Genomic DNA, 20,128 nt, shown 5'->3' on the forward strand with positions numbered 1-20,128 from the left:
ACGCGCATAGGGTGGAGGGCGTGACGACCCCGACGCCCGAACCCGTGCGGCCGCCGCTGCTGCCGACCCCGGTCGTCGTGCTGTGGTTCGCGGCGCTCGTGAGCTGGGCATCCGGCCAGGCACTCGCCGTGCTGGGCGTGTTCGAGATTCCCGACCCGTTCTCGGCGTCCGGCGACGGCACCACGCCGGTCGTCGACGAGCAGCTGCTCGCGCTGGCGCAGCAGGTCGCCGCGCTGCAGAGCCTGCCGACGACGATCGCGATTGTTCTCGGCGCGATCGGCCTTGGGATGCTCTACAACCGTCGCGGTTTCGACCCGCTGACCCGCACCCCCGCCGTCTCGGCCGTCGTGATGGCGATCGCGAGCGCGATCGCCGCGGTCGGCGTGCTGGCCCTGCTCACGATCGGGCCGGAGCGCCCCATCGGCATCGTCGACGTGCAAGTCGGTGCGGTCGTCGCGATCACGACGGCGGCCGCCTCGGCCTCGGCGGTCGTGCTCATTCGGCCCTACGTCGATCCGATGGTCGCGCACGTGTGGGCGGGCATCGCCGGGGCGGGGCTCGCGTTGCCGTTCATGATCGCCGGCATCAGTCCCGCGCTCGTCATGGCCGGGGCTATCGGTCTCGGCATCGTCGACCGCGTGCGCGGGGCGCGGATCGAGCGCGAGGTCGAGTTCCGCAAGCAGCTTGAGGCCGAATACGCCGCCGAGCATGGGGACGGCGGGCGCGGCATCGGGGTCTCGGGCCTGCCCGGCATGCCGCCCCTGCCGCGCGCACCGCGGCCCCAGCGGCCGTGGTCGGAGGGCGAGCGCCGCCTCAGCATCTGGCTCGGCGTCCTCGCGGTGGCCGTGGTCGCCCTCGCCTGGACAGCCGGATCAGCGGCGGCCGAGGCCGGCCTGCTGGTGGCCGGGCAGGGCTTCGCGCTCGCCTCGCTCGGCGCCGTGCCGCTGCTCGTGCAGGTCACCGTGCTGGCGCGCGTCGCGACGTCGCTGCGCGAGGCGCTCGCCGTCGCGAGCGGCCTGCTCATCGCCGCCTCAGCGGCCATGGCCACCGCCCCCGTGCCCATCGTCATCGTCAGCGCGATCACGCTGCAGTCGCTCGCGCTCGCGATCATCACCGGGCTCATCGCCCGTCGCGCGGCGGGGATGCGCCTCGGCTCCGTCGTCATGCTCGCGATGACCGCCGCGATCGTGTGGTGGCTCATCGTGCTGCCGAGCGGCGCCCTGCTGCTCGCCTTCGTCGCCGTTGCGACGACCATCCTCGCCCTCCGTCGAAAGGTGCGCTCATGACCGGCTCCTCCCCCTCCCTCGACGGGCTCGCGGGGCCGCCGAGCCGCGTCACAGGCCTCGTCGCGGCGCTCACGGCGACGGCGATGATGCTCATCGGCGTCGTCCTCGTGCCGACGCTCCTCGAGGTGCCGATCGTCGATGGGGTGCCGACGCCGAGCGTCGACGACACGCGCGTGCTCCTGCTCGGCAACGTGCTCGCCTTCCTCGGCTTCGTGCCGCTGCTCACCGCGGTGCACGCTCTCATCGGCCGCCGCGCCCAGCCGGTCGGGCTCCTGCTCGGCGCCTACCTCGTGCTGCTCATCCGCCCGCTCGCGCTCGTCGCCGAGGCCATCGCCCTGCCGGGCTCGGTGCTGCTGCCGCTCGGGCCGCTCGTGCCCTGGGTGCTGCTCGCGACGACGGGCGTGGCCGCTGCGCTCGCGGGCGCGGCCGTTCTGCCGCTCGCGCAGAGCGCCGTCAGCCCCGGGCGCCGCGCGGCCGTGGCCGCCGGCGTGGGCCTGCTCGTGGCGCTCGCGCTCTACTCGTTCGCGCCTTACACCGCCCCGCTCAGCGCCCTCGGCGTGGCCGTGGCCCTGCTCATCCGCTCCGGTCGATTCGACCAGAAGAACGGCCCGGCCGGGCAGAGCTGACGCGCGGCGAGCGCGACGCGAGCATCCGGAACATGCCGGGCGCGCGCTGCGCCCGCTCAGCCGATCGCGGCTTCGAGCTTCGTGCTCAGCTCGTCGCTGTCGAAGTAGTTGTCGATGACGATGACGTCGGCGCGCGTCGGGCCGATGGCCTCGACGAACTCGCCGCTCGTCAGGATCACCTGGGCGTCGGCGGCGACGCGCTCGACCGACGCGAGATCGGCCGCGACGACCGTGGCCGTGAGGCCGAGCCGCTGCAGCACGCGCTCCGCGTTGACCTTGAGGATGCCGCTCGAGCCGATGCCGGCTCCGCAGATCGTGACGATCTTCACGCGACGCCTTCGCCGGCGAGAATCTGACGCACAGCATCCCGCGTCGTCGCCGCGGCGAGCGCCGGAATCGCCGCGGCATCGTTGAAGGCGTTGGCGAGCTCGGCCACCGCCTCGAGGTGGCCGTCGGCCGCCACCCCCGCGAGGCCGATGACGACGCGCACGGGATCGTTGTGGGCGTGGCCGAACTCGACCGGCTCGGCGAGCGTCACGACCGAGAGACCGTCGCAGCGCACCTCCGGACCGGGGCGGGCGTGCGCGAGGGCGAGGCCCGGCGCGATGACGATGTACGGCCCGTGGTCGTCGACCATGCGGATCATCGCCTCGGTGTACTCGGCGGTCGTACACCCGCTGTCGACGAGGGCGTCGCCCGCGAGGCGGATGGCGTCGCGCCAATCGGCGGCGCGTGCGTGCAGCACGATCGCCCGATCGGCGAGGGCGGGCAGGCTCACAGGGCGGCCTCGAAGCCGTCGATGAGGGTGTCCATGAGCGCCTCGCGGTCTTCCACCGGCAGGAAGGCGGCCTGGGCGGCGTTGAGCTGCAGGGCGAGCAGGTCGTCGAGGTCGTAGCCGAAGGCCTCGGCGACGAGCCGCAGCTCGCGGCTGAGCGTCGTCGCGCTCATGAGGCGGTTGTCGGTGTTGACGGTGACGCGGAAGCCCAGCTGGTAGAAGAGGTCGAGCGGGTGGTCGGCCATCGTGTCGCCCCACGCCGCGATCGCGCCGGTTTGCAGGTTCGAGCTCGGGCTCGTCTCGAGGGCGATCTGGCGGTCTTTGACCCACTCGGCGAGCAGGCCGAGCTCGGCGATCGTCGCGCCGCCCTCGTCGCGCAGCGTGATGTCCTCCGCCAGGCGCACGCCGTGGCCGAGGCGCAGGGCGCGGCCGTCGAGCAGGGCGCCGCGAATCGACTCGAGGCCGTCGGCCTCGCCCGCGTGGATGGTGGCGGGGAAGAAGCTCGCGGCGAGCAGGTCGAAGGCGTCTTTCATGCGCCCCGCCGGGAAGCCGGCCTCGGCGCCCGCGATGTCGAAGCCGACCACGCCGTGATCGCGGTGCCGCAGGGCGAGCTCGGCGATCTCACGCCCGCGATCGGCATGACGCATGGCACTGACGAGCTGGCCGACGCGGATGCTGTGACCGGCCCCGCGCGCCTCCTCGACCCCGGCATCCAGACCCGACTGCACGGCCTCGACGGTCTCGTCGAGGCTCAACCCGCGCGTGAGGTGCTGCTCGGGAGCCCAGCGAATCTCGCCCCACACCACGCCGTCGGCGGCGAGGTCGAGCACGAACTCGCGCGCGACGCGCTCGAGGCCCTCGCGCGTTTGCATGACGGCGGTCGTGACATCGAAGGTCTTCAGGTACTCGACGAGCGAGCCCGAGTCGCTCTTCTCGGCGAACCAGGCGCCCAGCGCCTCGGCGTCGGAGGCCGGCAGCTCGAGGTCGATCGCCTCGGCGAGCTCGATGATCGTCTGCGGCCGCAGACCCCCATCGAGGTGGTCGTGCAGCGACACCTTCGGCAGCGACTCGATCGCCAGGTCGGTGCCGGGAAGGATGTTCGCAGTCGCCGTCGTCATACCCTCAAACCTACCGGTTCGTTACCGAGTCGTGACCCCGGAATCGGCACCCGCGACCTCGCCGAGTCGCAGCCCGATCGCCGTGGCCGCGGCCCGCGCCTGAGCGACGACGGCGTCGTGCGCGACCGTGCTGAAACTCGTGCTGACGTACGGCACCGTGAGGGCTGCGACGGTAGCGCCGTCGGGCGCGCGCACGGCGACCACGACGTCGGTGATGCCGTGCTGCAGTGCGTCGGCGCGCACGACCTCGGCGGCGCCGCGCAGCACCTCGCCCGTCGCCGTCGTCGCGGCGTCGAACAACGCGCCCACGCGAACCCGGTACCCGAAGTCGGCCGGTGACTCGACCTGCGCGACGACGCGCACGCGGTCGCCGTCGAGCACGGCGAGGTTGCAGCTCTGGCGCACCTCGTCGGCCAGCTCGTGCATCACCGGCAGCGCGGCCGCGCGCAGACCGCGCAGGGGCTCGTGCCGGTGCGCGAGATCGAACAGCCGCGTGCCGAGCAGATAGCCGCCGCCGCGCTCGCGCACGAGGAACCCCCTCCGCTCGAGCGTCACGAGCACGCGGAAGAGCTGCCCCACGCTGCGGCCGGTCGCGTCGGCGATCTCGGTCTGCGTGAGCGGCTCCGGAGCCTCGGCGAGCAGTTCGAGCACGTCGAGGGCCTTGTCGAGCGCGGGAACGCTGTATTCCGGAGCGGGCATGCTCATCGGTGCGCGCCCATCGCGGCGAGCATCCCGCGGGCGATCTCGCGCTCGATCGCGTCGGGAACCGGCTGGGCCCCCGCGACGAGAGACGCCGGGTCGCGCGCCACGCGCTCGAGCGAGAGCGCCTGCAGCAGGAAGCCGAGATCCATGGCCTCGATCGAATTGCCCTTCGGCTCGCGGCCGGCGAGATTCATCATGCGGCCTTCTGCGAGCAGCACAACATGGCGGCCGCCCGGCAGGTCGACGCGCTCGATCGCCTCGTCGAGCGTCGTGCGGCCGATGGCGAGGGCGTACAGCCCCGGCACGTCGATCTCCCACGGGAAGTGGCCGGCGTTGGCGAGCACCGTCCCATCGGCGAGCGCGTCGACGACCTCAGCCGTGACGACATCGGGGTGGCCGGTCGCGGTGATGACGACCTCGGCCCAACCGGCGAGGTCGACGATGCTGCCGACCCGGTAGCCGTCCCACGCCGCCTCGAACGCCTTCAGGTCGTCGATCTCGGCGACAGCGACCTTGCCGCCCATCGCCCGCAGGTACTGCGCGATGCCACGCCCGCACCAGCCGTAGCCCGCGACGAGGAACCGGCGGCCGGCGATGCGCAGGTTGGTGATGCGCATGATGCTCTCCACGACCGACTGGCCCACGGAGTGCTTGTTCTCGCCGATCGCTTTGAGCAGCGAATCGTTGATGACGATGAGCGGGAACGGAAGGCGCCCGGCGAGCTCGGTGCGCAGCCGCATGCCGCCGCTCGTCGTCTCCTCCGTGCCGCCGATGATGCCCGTGCCGCCCGTGGGGTCGCCGGCCGCGACCGCCGCGGCGTCGACGCGCGCGGCGGCGAGTGCGGCGAGGTCGGCCCCGTTGTCGAGCAGGATGCTCGGCCGGGCCGCATCTACCGCGGCGACGTTGGCGTGGTGCTGCTCGAGGGTGTCGGCGCGCGTGCCGTGCACTGTCATTCCCTGACCGCGCAGGTGGGCGACGATGTCGTCCTGCGTCGAGCCGTGGTTGCCGGTCGCGACGACCTCGGCCCCGCCGGCCTGCAGCGTTTCGAGCAGGACGGCGGTCTTGGGCTCGAGGTGCAGCGACATGCCGATGCGATGGCCGGCGAACGGCTGCTCGTCGGCGAAGCGCGCGCGCACGCCGGCGAGCAGGGTCATGCGCGAACGGATCCAGTCGATGCGCGCGGCACCGCGGACGGCGAGATCGGCGTCGGAGGTTTGAGGGCTCATGAACGCACTTTACACATGCGCAAGCCCGTTTCATATGTGCAGTTCTGCGCTAGGCTCCCCTCATGGCGTTCCCCACCCCCGACTCCGCACCGCAGAAGATCATCCTCGACTGCGACCCCGGCCACGATGACGCGGTCGCGATGCTGCTCGCGCACGGCTCTCCCGCGATCGAGCTGCTCGCCGTGACGACCGTCATGGGTAACCAGACCATCGAGAAGGTCACGCGCAATGCGCTGTCGGTCGCGCGGGTGATCGGCATGGATGCGGTGCCCATCGCCCGCGGCGCCCACCGCCCGCTCGTGCGCACCGTCGAGACGGCCCCCGACATCCACGGCGAATCGGGGCTCGACGGCCCCGTGCTGCCCGAGCCGGCCGTCGCGCTCGACCCGCGCCACGCGGTCGACCTCATCATCGACACGGTCATGAGCCACCCGCCCCAGACCGTGTCGCTCGTGCCGACCGGGGCCCTCACGAACATCGCGCTCGCCGTGCGGAAGGAGCCGCGCCTCGCCGAACGCGTCAAGCAGGTCGTGCTCATGGGCGGCGGCGTGCACGTCGGCAACTGGAGCGCCGTCGCCGAGTTCAACATCATCATCGACCCCGAGGCCGCGCACATCGTCTTCAACGAGCCCTGGCCGCTCACGATGATCGGCCTCGATGCCACCCACCAGGCGCTCGCGACCGACGAGGTCGCCGCGCGCATCGCCGCCGTCGGCACGGCGCCCGCGCGCTTCGTCGGCGAGCTGCTGGAGTTCTTCGCCCACTCGTACAAAGACGCGCAGGGCTTCGACCACCCGCCCGTGCACGACCCGTGCGCGGTCGCCTACCTCATCGACCCCACGCTGCTGCGGGTCGTCACGGCGCCCCTCGACGTCGAGCTCACGGGCGGCCTCACGCTCGGCATGACCGTCGCCGATCTGCGCGGCCCCGCCCCCGAGGGATGCACGACGCAGGTCGCCCTCGACATCGACAACGACCGCTTCTGGGATCTCGTCGTCGACGCGCTCGTCAGAATCGGCGCGGTGGAGATATAGCGATCGCATCGCGATCGCGCGACAACAGCGCGGTGGAGCTTAAGCGATCGCATCGCGATCGCGCGACCCCAGCGCCGACGGAGCTACGCTCCGTCGGTTACCTCAGTCAACGACCCCCGCGATGAGCGGTCCACCGGTGACGACCTCGTCGCCGGGCGCGCCGATGCGGTAGCCGCCCTCGAGCGCCTCGAGCGCGCGGTCGAAGCGCGCCGCCTCGTTGGTGTGCATCGTGAAAAGGGGCTGACCCTTCGTCACGGTGTCGCCGGGCTTGGCGTGCAGATCGATGCCCGCGGCGTGGTCGACCGGGTCCTCCTTGCGCGCACGGCCCGCGCCGAGGCGCCACGCGGCGATGCCGAAGGGCAGCGCGAGCTGCTCGACGAGCACGCCGTCGCGGTCGGCCGTGACGACGTGGTGCTCGGCGGCCTCGGCCATAGGCGCCTCGGGGTCGCCGCCCTGGGCGCGGATCATCGCGTTCCAGGTGTCCATCGCCTGCCCGTTCTGCAGCGCGCCCTCGACGTCGGCGTCGGTGATCCCCGCGAGTTCGAGCATGTGGCGCGCGAGCGTGACCGTGAGCTCGACCACGTCAGCGGGACCGCCGCCGGCGAGCACCTCGACCGACTCGCGCACCTCGTTGGCGTTGCCGATCGCGAGGCCCAGCGGCACGTTCATGTTCGTGAGCACCGCGCGCGTGGCGACCCCGGCATCCTCACCGAGACGCACCATGACCTTGGCGAGCTCGCGCGACTGCTCGATGTCTTTCAGGAAGGCGCCCGAGCCGAACTTCACGTCGAGCACGAGCGCGGCGGTGCCCTCGGCGATCTTCTTCGACATGATCGACGAGGCGATGAGCGGGATGCACTCGACCGTGCCGGTGATGTCGCGCAGGGCGTAGAGCTTGCCGTCGGCGGGCGCGAGGCCCGAGCCGGCGGCGCACACGACCGCGCCGGCGCTCTCGAGCTGCGCCATCATCTCGTCGACGGTCACGTTCGCGCGCCAACCCGGGATGCTCTCGAGCTTGTCGAGCGTGCCCCCCGTGTGGCCCAGCCCGCGGCCGCTGAGCTGCGGCACCGCGACGCCGAACGAGGCGACGAGCGGCGCGAGCGGCAGCGTGATCTTGTCGCCGACCCCGCCGGTCGAGTGCTTGTCGGTCGTCTTCTTCGACAGGCCCGAGAAGTCGAGGCGCGTGCCCGTGGCGACCATCGCCAGCGTCATGTCGCGCACTTCTTCACGCGTCATGCCGTTGAGGAAGATCGCCATCGTCATGGCCGACATCTGCTCGTCGGCGACGTAGCCGCGCGTGTAGGCGTCGATCATCCAGCCGATCTGCTCGGTGGTGAGGGCGCCCTTGTCGCGCTTGGTGCGGATGAGGTCGACGACGTCGAACGGCTCAATGCTCATGAACGGAACTCCTCCAGGGTGCGCGGCCCGAACGCGTCGGGCAGCACCTCATCGATGGTCTTGATGCCGGAGACGGTCTCGAGCAGCATGCCTTCGGCCGAGTGCTCGAACAGCAGCTGCCGGCAGCGGCCGCACGGCATGAGGGCGCCGCCGTTGCCGTCGACGCACGTGAAGGCCACGAGCTTGCCGCCGCCCGTCATATGCAGGCTCGAGACGAGCGCGCACTCGGCGCACAGCGTGAGCCCGTAGGAGGCGTTCTCGACGTTGCATCCCGAGATCACACGACCGTCATCGACGATCGCGGCGACCCCGACGGGGAACTTCGAGTACGGCACGTAGGCGTGCGACATCGCCTCGAGGGCGACGGCGCGCAGAGCATCCCAATCGATGTCGGTCATGGATGCGCCCCTACGACTTGATGTACGGCTTGCCCGACGCGGCGGGCGGCCGCGAGAACCCGACCAGGCCCGCCACGGCGAAGATCGTGACGAGGTACGGCAGCATGAGCATGAACTCGCTCGGCACGGGCGACCCGACGATCGACAGGGTCGACTGCAGGTTCGTCGCGAAGCCGAACAGCAGGGCCGCGAGCGTCGCACGGATGGGGTTCCACTGGCCGAAGATCACTGCGGCGAGCGCGATGAAGCCCGCGCCGTTCGTCATCTCCTTCGTGAACGATCCGATGGCCGCGAGCGTGAAGAACGCGCCGCCTCCGCCGACGATGAGGCCCGCGAGCAGCACGTTCCAGAACCGCGTCGCGCGCACGTTGATGCCGACCGTGTCGGCCGCCTTCGGGTGCTCGCCGACCGAGCGCAGGCGCAGGCCCCAGCGGGTCTTGAAGAGCGCGAACCACACCGTGGGCACGAGCGCGAACATCAGGTACACGATGATCGTCTGGTTGAAGAGGATCGGCCCGAGCACGGGGATGTCGCTCAGCAGCGGGATCGGGATGCGCTCGAAGCGCTCCGGCTTGTTGAACAGGTCGGGGTTGCCCGTCATGACCGTCGAGTACAGGAAGCTCGTGAGCCCGACGACGAGGACGTTGAGCACGACGCCGACGATGACCTGGTCGACGAGGTACTTGATGGCGAACACCGCGAGGATCGCCGAGACGAGCGCACCCGCGAGCATCGCGGCGAGCAGGCCCACGATCGCCGAACCCGTGAAGGTCGCGACGAGGGCGGCCACGAAGGCCCCCGCGAGCAACTGGCCCTCGATGGCGATGTTGACGACGCCGACGCGCTCGCTGATGACGCCGCCGAGCGAGCCGAAGATGAGCGGGGTGCTCACCGTCAGGGCACCCGCGAGCAGGCCCACGAGCGGAACGGTCGATCCGGCGGCCGCCCACGTGAGGAACCCGAGCAGGAACAGCACCGCGAAGAGCGAGGTGAGCCAGAGCGGGATGCGCCGCCCGCCCCGCACCGTGAGGAATCCGTACACGGCGACCGCGGCCATGAGCACGACGGTCACGAGGCCGGTCACATCAGCGGGCAGCACGATCGACGGCAGCACGATGGCGTCGGTGTCGTTGCTGAGCCGGTAGGTGGTGTCGCCGCCGCGGGCGAGGGCGATGAAGAGCACCGCGCCGAGCACGGTGAAGATCGCGAACGCGATGGGCGCTTTCCAGCTGCGCACGATGAGCGCGGCGGGGGCGAGCCCCGAACCGGCTTCGCGGGTGGTCGTCACGACGCTCACTTGGTCACCTCCGCCTTGCGGGCGAGCTTCGGGGTCCGCCATTGGAACAGCGGATCAGGGGTGGGAAGTCGGAAGATCGATCGCACGAGCGGCGGCGCCGCGATGAAGAGCACGATGAACGACTGCACGACGAGCACGATGTCGACGGGGATGCCCTCGGCCGCCTGCATCGTGTAGCTGCCCGCCTTCAGGGCGCCGAACAGGATGCCCGCGAAGAAGACTCCCCAGGGCTTCGAGCGCCCCAGCAGGGCGACGGTGATCGCGTCGAAGCCGATGCTCGCATCCAGACCCGATGCGAACCCGCCGGTGAAGTTGCCGAGCACCTGGTAGACACCGGCGAGGCCGACGAGGGCGCCCGCGATGAGCATGACCTGCACGTAGACCCGCTCGACCTTGATACCCGCGACGCGCGCGGCGTTCGGGTTCTCGCCGACCGCGCGGAACCGGAAGCCCATGGCCGACCGGTTGAGCAGGTACCAGACGTAGATCGTCGCCACGATGACGAGGATGAAGCCGAGGTTGAGGTTGTACTGGTCGCCCAGCAGCGCCGGGAACTGGGCGCTCTCGAGGATCGGGCCGCTCTTCGGGTTGTTCTGCCCCGGCGCCTGCAGCGCGCCCGGGGTGCGCAGCAGGAACGACACGAGGTAGAAGGCGATGTAGTTGAGCATGATCGTGACGATCACCTCGTGCGCGCCCGTGCGCGCCTTCAGCAGACCGACGATGCCGCCCCACAGCGCGCCGCCGATGAGGCCGACGATGAGCGCAACCAGCAGGTGGATGACGGGCGGCATGGGGATGTAGGCCCCGACGTAGCCCGCCGCAGCGGCGGCGATGAGCATCTGCCCGCGGCCACCGATGTTGAACAGCCCGACGCGGAAGGCGAGGGCGACGCCGAGGCCCGCCGCGATGAGCGGCGTGGCGTTGGCGAGCGTCTCGGTGAGCGGCCGGAAGGCCACCGCGAGGTCGTCGGCGCGCAGGGTGTTGAACACCGAGCCGCGGAAGAGCGCGGAGTAGGCGCCCGCGACCGCGTCCCACATCGCGACGAGCATGTCGGTCGGGCGCGAGAAGAAGTACGCGCTCGTCTGGGCCACGGTCTCGTCGGTGAGCACGATGAGGATGCCGCCGAACACCAGGGCCAGGAACACGGCGAGCACCGAGATGGCCGCGCTGCCGCCGAAGATCTCCTTGACGATCTGGTTGCTGCGGGGCACCGGGGGCTCGGATGCGTCGCGCCCGGTCTCGTGGGCGACGACCTGCTCGTGCACCGCCTGAGCGGTGGTCTGCTCGCTCGACTCGGCGGGGGTCGGGTTCTTCGTCTCGTCGCTCACGCGGCCACCTCCGTGGGGGTCTCTCCGGCCATCATGAGGCCCAGAACGTCTCGCGGGGTATCGCCCGGCACGATGCCGACGATGCGCCCCCGGTACATGACGGCGATGCGGTCGGCGAGCGCCGCGACCTCGTCGAGCTCGGTCGAGACGACGATGACGGGGATGCCGGCGTCGCGCGTCGCCACGATGCGCTTGTGCACGAACTCGATCGAACCGACGTCGAGTCCGCGCGTGGGCTGCGCGGCGACGAAGAGGGCGAGCTCGCGGCTGAGCTCGCGCGCCAGCACCACCTTCTGCTGGTTGCCGCCCGAGAGGCGGCCCGCGGCCTGGGTGATGCCCTGCGTACGCACGTCGAACTCCTCGACCCGCTCCGCGGCGAAGCGCGCGAGCTCGTCGAGCTGCAGCGTGCCCCACTTGACGAAAGGCTCGCCGGTCGAGCGGTCGAGCATGAGGTTCTCGGCGATCGAGAAGGTACCGACGAGACCGTCTTCGGTGCGGTCCTCCGGCACGAAGCCGACCCCCGCATCCAGAACCTGCCGAACCGAGTCGCCGACGAGTTCGTTGCCCTCGAGCGAGATCGAGCCGTGCACCTTGGGCTGCAGGCCCATGATGGCCTCGGTGAGCTCGGTCTGGCCGTTGCCCTGCACGCCCGCGATCGCGAGAATCTCGCCGCGGTGCAGCGTGAACGACACGTGGTCGACGAGCACCTGGCCGCGCGGATCGGTGACGACGAGGTCGCTCACGACGAGCGAGGGCTCCCCCGGCTGGGCGGGGGCCTTGTCGACCGTCAGCTCGACAGCGCGGCCGACCATGAGCGAGGCCATCTCGGCGTTCGTCGCGGTGGGCGAGGCCTCGCCGACGACCTTGCCGAGGCGGATGACCGTGATGCGGTCGGCGACCTCGCGCACTTCGCGCAGCTTGTGGGTGATGAAGACGATCGAGGTGCCCTCGTCGCGCAGCTGTCGCATGATGCCCATGAGCTCGTCGGTCTCTTGCGGCGTGAGCACGGCGGTGGGCTCGTCGAACACGAGCACGTTGGCGTTGCGCGAGAGCGCCTTGATGATCTCGACGCGCTGCTGCACGCCGACCGGCAGGTCTTCGATCTTCGCGTCGGGGTCGATGTCGAAGCCGAAGCGGGCCGAGATCTCGCGCACCATCGCGCGAGCGGCGTCGAGGTCGAGCAGTCCGGCGGCCTTCGTCTGCTCGTGCCCGAGCATGACGTTCTCAGCGACGGTGAAGACGGGGATGAGCATGAAGTGCTGGTGCACCATGCCGATGCCGGCGTTCATGGCGTCGCCGGGGCCGGCGAACTTCTGCACGACGTCGTCGAGCAGGATCTCGCCCTCGTCGGCCTGGTAGAGGCCGTAGAGCACGTTCATGAGCGTGCTCTTGCCGGCGCCGTTCTCGCCGAGCAGGCAGTGGATCTCGCCCGGTTCGACGACGAGGTCTATGTGGTCATTGGCAGTCAGCGCACCGAAGCGCTTGGTGATGCCGCGAAGCTCGAGCTTCATGCTCCTTGGCCTTCCTGCGCCGGCGACGTGGGCGGCGCTGTATCGGGTGCGGGGTGCGCGCTCACGCGGCCGCCCGAGGCGACCGCGGTGTGCTCGTGACACCACTGTAGGGGAGAGCGCAGAGCGGAATATGAGCGCTTCCCTGCGCATCTGAGCAGAGGGGCGATGACGCCACCGAGGGGGGAAACGGACCGGGGGAGGCCAGCAGCGCTGACCTCCCCCGGGTGGAACGATTCCGGACTACTGACCGGGCGACGCCGGCGAGGTGACCTCGATCGAGCCGTCGATGATGCCGGCGATGAGTCCCTCGACCTCGGTCGCGAGCTCAGCGTCGACCGCCGACTCGAAGTCGTGGAACTCGGCGATGCCCACGCCGCCGTTGTCGAGCGTGCCCACGTACGGGCTCGGGTCGAACTCAGCGGTGGCCGCACCGGTCACGACGTCGTAGACGGCCGTGGCGATGTTCTTGAGCACCGAGGTGAGCACCAGGTCGGCGATGTCGGGGTCGGACACGAAGATGTCCTTGTCGACGCCCATGAGGGCGATCGAGCGGCCCGAGTCGCGGATGGCCTCAGCAGCGCTGAAGTAGATCGGGCCACCGACGGGCAGCAGCACGTCAGCGTTCTGGTCGATGAGACCCTGCGCCGTGGTCAGCGCCTCGGTGCCGGGGGCGAAGCCACCGGTGAACGCGCCGGTCTGGCCCTCGAGGTCCCACCCGAGCGCCTGCACCGAGGTGCCCTTGGTCTCGTTGTAGTAGTCGACACCCTGGACGAAGCCGTCCATGAAGATGGTGACGGGCGGGATCGGGATGCCGCCGAAGGTGCCGACGACGCCGGTCTCCGAGTAGCTCGCCGCGACGTAGCCGGCGAGGAACGCCGCCTCGACCGTGTTGAACTGGATCGGCTTGACGTTCGGAGCGTCGATGAACTCATCGATGATCGCGAAGTTGATGTCGGGGTTGGCCGTGGCCGCGTTGGTGGTCGCCTCGGCGAGGAGGAAGCCCACGGTCACGATCAGGTCGCAGCCCTGGTCGACGAGCTGCTGCACGTTCGGCTCGTAGGCGTTCTCGTCAGCCGACTCGACGGGCACGAACTCGACGCCGAGCTCGGCGGCAGCCTCTTCGATGCCCTCGTACGCGGCCTCGTTGAACGACTTGTCGTCCCAGCCACCGGCGTCAGAGACGATGCAGGGAAGGAAGTCGAGCGCCTCGGTCTCGGTGGGCTCCTCCGTCGGAGCTGCCGCGCAGCCGGCGAGCACGAGGGCGCTCGCGCCGAGCAGGGCAAGCCCGCCCAGGGCGCGCTTACGGGTAGTGATGATCACTGTGTCCTCCAAAATTGCTGCCCAGCAGGACGCTGGAGCGAATTGGCTCCACGTTAGCGAACGCACGGCGGCTTCAGGAGTGCCGAAGGGCCCTGGTGATGCAAGCGTTACGAATCCGGGACGCGGCCGTAATCCCGCGGAAATGCTGGGCGGCGCGCACGAGATGCGCATGCGCGTGCGCGAATGAGCAGAACTGATGCGCGGCACGCGCCGCTCCGAAGCCCCGCCGAACGGCTAGAGCAGGTCGTCGCGCCCGGCCTGCTTGATGGCGTCGACGACGCTCTTGACGCGCTGCGCGTGCTCGCGCGTCGTCACGAGCAGGGCATCCGGAGTATCGACGACGACGATGTCGGTGACGCCGACGAGCGAGATGAGCCGCTTGCTCTGGCTGACCACGACGCCGCTCGACGAGTCGGCCAGCACGCGCGCGCCCTCGCCGAGGATGGCGAGGTCGCCGGGGCGGCCACCCGAGAGCAGCTTGGCGAGCGACGAGAAGTCGCCCACGTCGTCCCAGGGGAAGTCGCCGCGCACGACCGCCAGTCGGCCAGCCGCGGCGGCGGGCTCGGCGACGCTGTAGTCGATCGCGATCTTGGGCATAAGGGGCCAGATGGCGTCGACGACGATGTCGCGCTTCGAGGTGTCCCACGCCGCGGCGATCTCGAGCAGACCCTCGTGCAGCATCGGCTGGGTCTCAGCCAGTTGCGCGAGCAGCTGGTCGGCGCGGGCGATGAACATGCCGCCGTTCCAGAGGTAGTCGCCCGAGGCGAGGTAGGCGGTCGCGGTCTCGAGGTCGGGCTTCTCGACGAAGTTCTGCACGAGGTGCGCGTGCGTCGCTCCCTCGACCTGCAGTCGCTCGCCGCACAGGATGTACCCGAATCCCACCGAGGGCTCGGTGGGCGCGATGCCGATCGTCGTGATGTAGCCCTCGCGCGCGACGGCCACCGCCTCGGCGACGGCGTGACGGAAGCGCTCGCCGTCGGTGATGACGTGGTCGGCCGCGAACGAGCCGACGATCACGTCGGGGTGGCGGCGGTGCAGGATGGCCGCCGCGAGCCCGATCGCGGCCGACGACTCCTTCGGCTCGCTCTCGAGCACGATGTTCGCCTCGGTCAGCTCGGGCAGCTGCTGCTGCACGGCAGCGCGGTGCGCACGCCCGGTCACGACCATGATGCCCGCGCTGCCGGCGAGCGGCAGCACGCGGTTCCACGTGTCGCGCAGCAGCGTCTGCCCGCTGCCCGTGAGGTCGTGCAAGAACTTGGGTGCCTCGGCCCGCGAGAGCGGCCACAGCCGGGAGCCGACGCCTCCCGCAGGGATGACGGCGTGGAAGTCGGGAAGAGCCCCCTCGATCTGGTGCATGCGCGCCACCCTATCGGGCGGGCGAACGCTCTTCCGCCCGCCGTTCCGAGCACTCAGAAAAGTCGACGTAGACTGCGTGTATCGGCGACCACCAGCTGAGAATCGGAATCCAACCGGAGTCCACGAGCGCGAGCGATCGCGCGCGTCGTCACTGCCCTGAGGAGGGTTTCTCGTGCCAGCGAAGGCATCGGGAGCCGGAGCGATGAGCTCGTCGGCAACCATCGAAGTACCCGTTCCCCGCCGCTCGGTCATTCCCGGCGGCACGCTCTACCGCGGGAACGAAGGCATGTGGTCGTGGGTGCTGCACCGCATCACGGGTGTCGCGATCTACTTCTTCCTGCTCGTGCACATTCTCGATACCGCGCTCGTGCGGGTGAGCCCCGAGGCGTACAACGTCGTCATCGGCGCGTACAAGACGCCGATCATGGGCCTGGGCGAGCTGGCCCTCGTCGGCGCGATCGGCTTCCACGCCCTCAACGGCCTGCGCATCATCCTCGTCGACTTCTGGGGCGTCGGTACCCGGCACCAGAAGGCGATGTTCTACGTCGTGCTCGGTATCTGGCTGGTGCTGATGATCGGCTTCACCCCCCGTCACCTCATGCACGTCTTCGGAGGCTGATCATGACGACCGACATCACCGCGGAGCACGTGAACCCCGCCGCCCCCCGCTCGCCCTACGCCACCACGAAGCGCGGCGTGAACTGGGAGAAGTGGGGCTGGATCTACATGCGCGTCTCGGGCGTGCTGCTCGTCGTGCTCATCTTCGGCCACCTGTTCGTCAACCTCTTCCTGGGCGACGGCGTGAGCCAGATCGACTTCGCCTTCGTGGCGGGCAAGCTGAGCGACCCGTTCTGGCAGTGGTACGACTTCCTGCTGCTGACGCTCGCCCTCATCCACGGCACCAACGGCATGCGCACGATCGTCAACGACTACGTCGCCAAGGCGAGCGTGCGGCGCATCCTGCACACCGCCCTGGTCGCGTCGACCGCCGTGCTGCTCGTGCTCGGCACCCTCGTGCTGTTCACCTTCGACCCCTGCCCGGCCGGGGCCGACCCCGAGCTCGTCGCTTCGTTCTGTGAGGACATCCTGTGAGTAGCACTGAGACCGTGACCACGCCCAGCGCCCCCGCGGCGCCCGTCGTGCACCAGCACCAGTTCGACGTCGTGATCGTCGGCGCCGGCGGCGCGGGCATGCGCGCGGCCATCGAGGCCGGGCCGAACGCCAAGACGGCCGTCATCTCGAAGCTCTACCCGACGCGCTCGCACACGGGCGCCGCGCAGGGCGGCATGGCCGCCGCGCTCGCGAACGTCGAGGAGGACAGCTGGGAGTGGCACACCTTCGACACCGTCAAGGGCGGCGACTACCTCGTCGACCAGGACGCTGCGGAGATCCTCGCGAAAGAGGCGATCGACGCGATCATCGACCTCGAGAACATGGGGCTGCCGTTCAACCGCACGCCCGACGGCAAGATCGACCAGCGGCGCTTCGGCGGCCACACCCGCGATCACGGCAAGGCGCCCGTGCGCCGCGCCTGCTACGCGGCCGACCGCACGGGCCACATGATCCTGCAGACGCTGTTCCAGAACTGCGTGAAGCTCGGCATCGAGTTCTACAACGAGTACTACGTGCTCGACCTGGTCATGGCCGAGGGCAAGGCCGCGGGCGTCGTCGCCTACGAGCTCGCCACCGGCGACCTGCACGTCTTCCACGCCAAGAGCGTCGTCTTCGCGACGGGCGGCTTCGGCAAGATCTACAAGACGACGTCGAACGCGCACACCCTCACGGGCGACGGCGTCGGCATCATCTGGCGCAAGGGAATCCCGCTGGAGGACATGGAGTTCTTCCAGTTCCACCCGACCGGACTCGCGGGCCTGGGCATCCTGCTCACCGAGGGTGCTCGCGGCGAGGGCGCGATCCTGCGCAACGCGAGCGGCGAGCGCTTCATGGAGCGCTACGCGCCGACCATCAAAGACCTCGCGCCGCGCGACATCATCTCGCGCTGCATGGTGCAGGAGGTCGCCGAGGGTCGCGGCGCCGGGCCGAACAAGGACTACGTGCTGCTCGACTGCACCCACCTGGGTGCCGAAGTGCTCGAGACCAAGCTGCCCGACATCACCGAGTTCGCGCGCACCTACCTCGGCGTCGACCCCGTCGTCGAGCCGGTGCCGGTCATGCCGACGGCCCACTACGCCATGGGCGGTATCCCGACCAACATCAAGGCCGAGGTGCTGAGCGACAACGACACCGTGATCCCCGGCCTCTATGCCGCGGGCGAGTGCGCGTGCGTCTCGGTGCACGGCTCGAACCGCCTCGGCACCAACTCGCTGCTCGACATCAACGTCTTCGGCAAGCGAGCCGGCCGCTACTCGGTCGAGTACGCGAACAGCGCCGACTTCGTGCCGCTGCCGGAGGACCCCGCGAAGGAGGTGCGCGAGCTCGTCGAGCGCCTGCGCACGTCGAACGGCACCGAGCGGGTCGCGGCGATCCGCAAGGAGCTGCAGGAGGAGATGGACAAGAACGCTCAGGTGTTCCGCACCGAGGAGAGCCTCGAGAGCGTCACGAACACCATCCAGCGCCTGCGCGACCGCTACCAGAACATCGGCATCCAGGACCGCGGCAAGCGGTTCAACACCGACCTGCTCGAGGCGATCGAGCTGGGCTTCCTGCTCGACATCGCCGAGGTCGTCGTCTACTCGGCGCGCAACCGCAAGGAGAGCCGTGGCGGCCACATGCGCGACGACTACCCCGACCGCAACGACGCCGACTACATGCAGCACACGATGGCCTACCTCACGGGCGACGCGCACAGCGCCGACGCGAGCGACCACATCCGCATGGACTGGAAGCCCGTCGTGATCACGCACTACCAGCCGATGGAGAGGAAGTACTGATGGCGACCGCGACCGAGTCCCCCACCGCCGAGGTGGGAGCCGTTCAGGAGTTCACCGTCACGGTCATCATCCGTCGCTTCGACCCGGAGACCGACGCTGAGCCGTACTGGCAGGACTTCGACGTGCAGATGTACTCGACCGACCGCGTGCTGGATGCCCTGCACAAGGTGAAGTGGGACCAGGACGGCACGCTCTCGTTCCGCCGCTCGTGCGCCCACGGCATCTGCGGATCCGACGCCATGCGCATCAACGGCCGCAACCGCCTCGCGTGCAAGACGCTCATCAAAGACCTCGACATCACGAAGCCCATCTACATCGAGGCCATCAAGGGCCTGCCGCTGGAGAAGGACCTCATCGTCGACATGGAGCCCTTCTTCGCGTCGTACCGCCAGGTGCAGCCCTTCCTGCAGTCGAGCTCGAAGCCCGAGAAGGAGCGCATCCAGTCGATCGAGGAGCGCGCGCGCTTCGACGACACGACCAAGTGCATCCTGTGCGCGGCGTGCACCTCGTCGTGCCCCGTGTTCTGGACCGACGGGCAGTACTTCGGCCCCGCCGCGATCGTCAACGCGCACCGCTTCATCTTCGACAGCCGCGACGAGGCCGCCCAGGTGCGCCTCGACATCCTCAACGACAAAGAGGGCGTGTGGCGCTGCCGCACGACCTTCAACTGCTCGGAGGCGTGCCCGCGCGGCATCGAGGTCACCAAGGCGATCTCGGAAGTGAAGCAGGCGATTCTGCGGGGCAAGCCCTAGCATCCCTCATCGCATCGCGACAGGCCCCGGGTCTCCCCGGGGCCTTCGCTATGGTGGCGGGGTGACCGAGCCCGCCGCCGCCGAGCCCTCCGGCTGGTGGGGGCGCCTCATGGCGTGGATCGGCCGCGTGACCACGTGGGTCATGGCGCTCAAGCCCGTGCGCGTGTTCGTCGTCTACGGCGAGAAGCGGGGGCCGCTGCTGGCCGCGGGGCTCGCCTTCCAGGCGATCTTCGCCGTCTTCGCCGGCCTCTGGGTGGGCTTCGCGATCGCCGGCCTCGTGCTGGTCACGAACTATGGCCTGCGCGAGGCGCTCATCGACGTGCTCGCGCAGACCGTGCCGGGGCTCATCGCGGTCGACGGGGGCGAGGGGGTCATCGACCCTGAGGCGCTGCTCTCGGCGGGAGTCTTCGGCTGGACGGGCGCCGTCGCCCTCATCGGCCTGCTCTTCTCGGCCCTCGGCTGGCTCGCCGGAGCGCGCGACGCCGTGCGCACGATCCTCGACCTTCCCGGCTCGCGCATGAACCCCGTGCTGCTGAAGCTCAAAGACCTCGGGCTCGCCGTGGGGTTCGGGGCGCTGCTGGCCCTCTCGTCGGTGCTCGCGGTGCTCGGCACCGTCGCGCTCGAGGGGCTGCTCGCCGGGATCGGCCTGCGCGATACGACGCTCAACTCGGTGCTCGGCCGTATCGTCACCCTCGGGGTCATGTTCGCGCTCGATGCGGTCGTGCTCGGGATGCTCTACCGCGTGCTCGCCGGCGTGAAAGTGCCGTTCCGCCACGTGCGCCAGGGCGCCCTCATCGGCGCGCTCGCGCTCGGGGCGCTCAAGGTGCTCGGCACGAGCCTGCTCGGCGGAGCCAGCAACAACCCGCTGCTCGCCTCGTTCGCGGTGCTGCTGGGTCTGCTCATCTGGTTCAACTTCGTCTGCCAAGCGATCCTCATCGCCGCCTCGTGGATCGCCGTGAGCGTCGCCGATGAGGGCATCGTGCTCGATGAGATCGCCCACGAGGAGCGGCTCGAGCGAGCACGCGCCCTCGTCGCCGCGCACGAGCCCGAACCCGAGTCGGTCACTCCCCCGTGGTACCGACGAGTGTTCGGGCGCCGCTGAGCACACGG

Annotated in this window: 20 protein-coding genes; 8 read left to right on the forward strand and 12 right to left on the reverse strand. The window is 70.0% G+C overall.

Going from position 1 to position 20,128, the window contains the following annotated elements:
- Positions 1-20 precede the first annotated feature (20 nt).
- Together NNL39_RS02780 and NNL39_RS02785 are read left to right on the forward strand one after the other, a co-directional pair.
- Complete coding sequence (locus NNL39_RS02780; RefSeq protein ID WP_255160186.1) at positions 21-1,286, forward strand: hypothetical protein; 1,266 nt, start codon at positions 21-23, stop codon at positions 1,284-1,286.
- Entirely contained in the window at positions 1,283-1,912 is a 630-nt protein-coding gene (locus tag NNL39_RS02785) for a hypothetical protein (protein ID WP_255160187.1), read from the forward strand. Before NNL39_RS02780 ends, NNL39_RS02785 begins: the two co-directional genes overlap by 4 nt.
- 56 nt (positions 1,913-1,968) lie before the next feature.
- On the opposite strand, the gene NNL39_RS02790 is transcribed toward NNL39_RS02785, so the two are convergent.
- Genes NNL39_RS02790 through NNL39_RS02810 form a run of 5 tightly spaced genes read right to left on the reverse strand, consistent with a single transcriptional unit; the run spans position 1,969 to position 5,733 of the window.
- Complete coding sequence (locus NNL39_RS02790; protein ID WP_255160188.1) at positions 1,969-2,241, reverse strand: PTS sugar transporter subunit IIB; 273 nt, start codon at positions 2,239-2,241, stop codon at positions 1,969-1,971.
- Positions 2,238-2,690, reverse strand: coding sequence for a PTS sugar transporter subunit IIA (locus NNL39_RS02795; protein ID WP_255160189.1), 453 nt, complete (start codon positions 2,688-2,690; stop codon positions 2,238-2,240). The genes NNL39_RS02790 and NNL39_RS02795 overlap by 4 nt, the downstream gene beginning before the upstream one ends.
- Entirely contained in the window at positions 2,687-3,805 is a 1,119-nt protein-coding gene (locus NNL39_RS02800; protein WP_255160190.1) for an adenosine deaminase, read from the reverse strand. Before NNL39_RS02800 ends, NNL39_RS02795 begins: the two co-directional genes overlap by 4 nt.
- Before the next feature lie 21 nt (positions 3,806-3,826).
- Positions 3,827-4,510, reverse strand: coding sequence for an IclR family transcriptional regulator (locus NNL39_RS02805; RefSeq protein WP_255160191.1), 684 nt, complete (start codon positions 4,508-4,510; stop codon positions 3,827-3,829).
- On the reverse strand, positions 4,507-5,733 hold the full coding sequence (locus NNL39_RS02810; protein WP_255160192.1) for an adenosylhomocysteinase: 1,227 nt from the start codon (positions 5,731-5,733) through the stop codon (positions 4,507-4,509). Before NNL39_RS02810 ends, NNL39_RS02805 begins: the two co-directional genes overlap by 4 nt.
- A 62-nt stretch (positions 5,734-5,795) precedes the next feature.
- On the opposite strand from NNL39_RS02810, the gene uriH reads away from it, so the two are divergent.
- Entirely contained in the window at positions 5,796-6,767 is a 972-nt protein-coding gene (gene uriH, locus NNL39_RS02815) for a uridine-preferring nucleoside hydrolase UriH (protein ID WP_255160193.1), read from the forward strand.
- Between the two features lie 102 nt (positions 6,768-6,869).
- On the opposite strand, the gene NNL39_RS02820 is transcribed toward uriH, so the two are convergent.
- The 7 genes from NNL39_RS02820 to NNL39_RS02850 all read right to left on the reverse strand — a co-directional run bounded on the left by NNL39_RS02820 (position 6,870) and on the right by NNL39_RS02850 (position 15,375).
- A complete protein-coding gene (locus NNL39_RS02820; protein WP_255160194.1) occupies positions 6,870-8,165 on the reverse strand; it encodes a thymidine phosphorylase in 1,296 nt (431 codons plus the stop codon).
- The gene (locus NNL39_RS02825; RefSeq protein ID WP_255160195.1) at positions 8,162-8,563 is read right to left on the reverse strand and encodes a cytidine deaminase; all 402 of its coding nucleotides are present in this window, start codon (positions 8,561-8,563) and stop codon (positions 8,162-8,164) included. The genes NNL39_RS02820 and NNL39_RS02825 overlap by 4 nt, the downstream gene beginning before the upstream one ends.
- Before the next feature lie 10 nt (positions 8,564-8,573).
- Entirely contained in the window at positions 8,574-9,860 is a 1,287-nt protein-coding gene (locus NNL39_RS02830; protein WP_407665142.1) for an ABC transporter permease, read from the reverse strand.
- Complete coding sequence (locus NNL39_RS02835; RefSeq protein WP_407665143.1) at positions 9,857-11,188, reverse strand: ABC transporter permease; 1,332 nt, start codon at positions 11,186-11,188, stop codon at positions 9,857-9,859. Before NNL39_RS02835 ends, NNL39_RS02830 begins: the two co-directional genes overlap by 4 nt.
- Positions 11,185-12,699: an ABC transporter ATP-binding protein gene (locus NNL39_RS02840; RefSeq protein WP_255160197.1), complete on the reverse strand. Its 1,515-nt coding sequence runs from the start codon at positions 12,697-12,699 to the stop codon at positions 11,185-11,187. Before NNL39_RS02840 ends, NNL39_RS02835 begins: the two co-directional genes overlap by 4 nt.
- A gap of 240 nt (positions 12,700-12,939) precedes the next feature.
- Positions 12,940-14,019 (reverse strand): BMP family lipoprotein, encoded by a 1,080-nt coding sequence (locus NNL39_RS02845; protein WP_255160198.1) that lies wholly within the window; start codon positions 14,017-14,019, stop codon positions 12,940-12,942.
- 234 nt (positions 14,020-14,253) lie between these two features.
- Complete coding sequence (locus tag NNL39_RS02850; RefSeq protein ID WP_255160199.1) at positions 14,254-15,375, reverse strand: mannose-1-phosphate guanylyltransferase; 1,122 nt, start codon at positions 15,373-15,375, stop codon at positions 14,254-14,256.
- 202 nt (positions 15,376-15,577) lie between these two features.
- Between NNL39_RS02850 and sdhC the strand changes: the two genes are divergently transcribed.
- The 5 genes from sdhC to NNL39_RS02875 all read left to right on the forward strand — a co-directional run bounded on the left by sdhC (position 15,578) and on the right by NNL39_RS02875 (position 20,120).
- A complete protein-coding gene (gene sdhC, locus NNL39_RS02855) occupies positions 15,578-15,994 on the forward strand; it encodes a succinate dehydrogenase, cytochrome b556 subunit (RefSeq protein ID WP_255160200.1) in 417 nt (138 codons plus the stop codon).
- Between the two features lie 2 nt (positions 15,995-15,996).
- Positions 15,997-16,467 carry a succinate dehydrogenase, hydrophobic membrane anchor protein gene (gene sdhD, locus NNL39_RS02860; RefSeq protein WP_255160201.1) on the forward strand — a complete coding sequence of 157 codons (471 nt, stop codon included), beginning with the start codon at positions 15,997-15,999 and terminating at the stop codon, positions 16,465-16,467.
- A gap of 14 nt (positions 16,468-16,481) precedes the next feature.
- Positions 16,482-18,266, forward strand: a complete 1,785-nt coding sequence (gene sdhA, locus NNL39_RS02865) for a succinate dehydrogenase flavoprotein subunit (RefSeq protein WP_255160202.1) — start codon at positions 16,482-16,484, stop codon at positions 18,264-18,266.
- Entirely contained in the window at positions 18,266-19,018 is a 753-nt protein-coding gene (locus NNL39_RS02870) for a succinate dehydrogenase iron-sulfur subunit (protein ID WP_255160203.1), read from the forward strand. The genes sdhA and NNL39_RS02870 overlap by 1 nt, the downstream gene beginning before the upstream one ends.
- 61 nt (positions 19,019-19,079) lie before the next feature.
- Positions 19,080-20,120: a YihY/virulence factor BrkB family protein gene (locus NNL39_RS02875; RefSeq protein WP_255160204.1), complete on the forward strand. Its 1,041-nt coding sequence runs from the start codon at positions 19,080-19,082 to the stop codon at positions 20,118-20,120.
- Positions 20,121-20,128: the final 8 nt, after the last annotated feature.

This window comes from Microcella humidisoli (assembly GCF_024362325.1).
In the GTDB taxonomy this organism is placed as follows: domain Bacteria; phylum Actinomycetota; class Actinomycetes; order Actinomycetales; family Microbacteriaceae; genus Microcella; species Microcella humidisoli.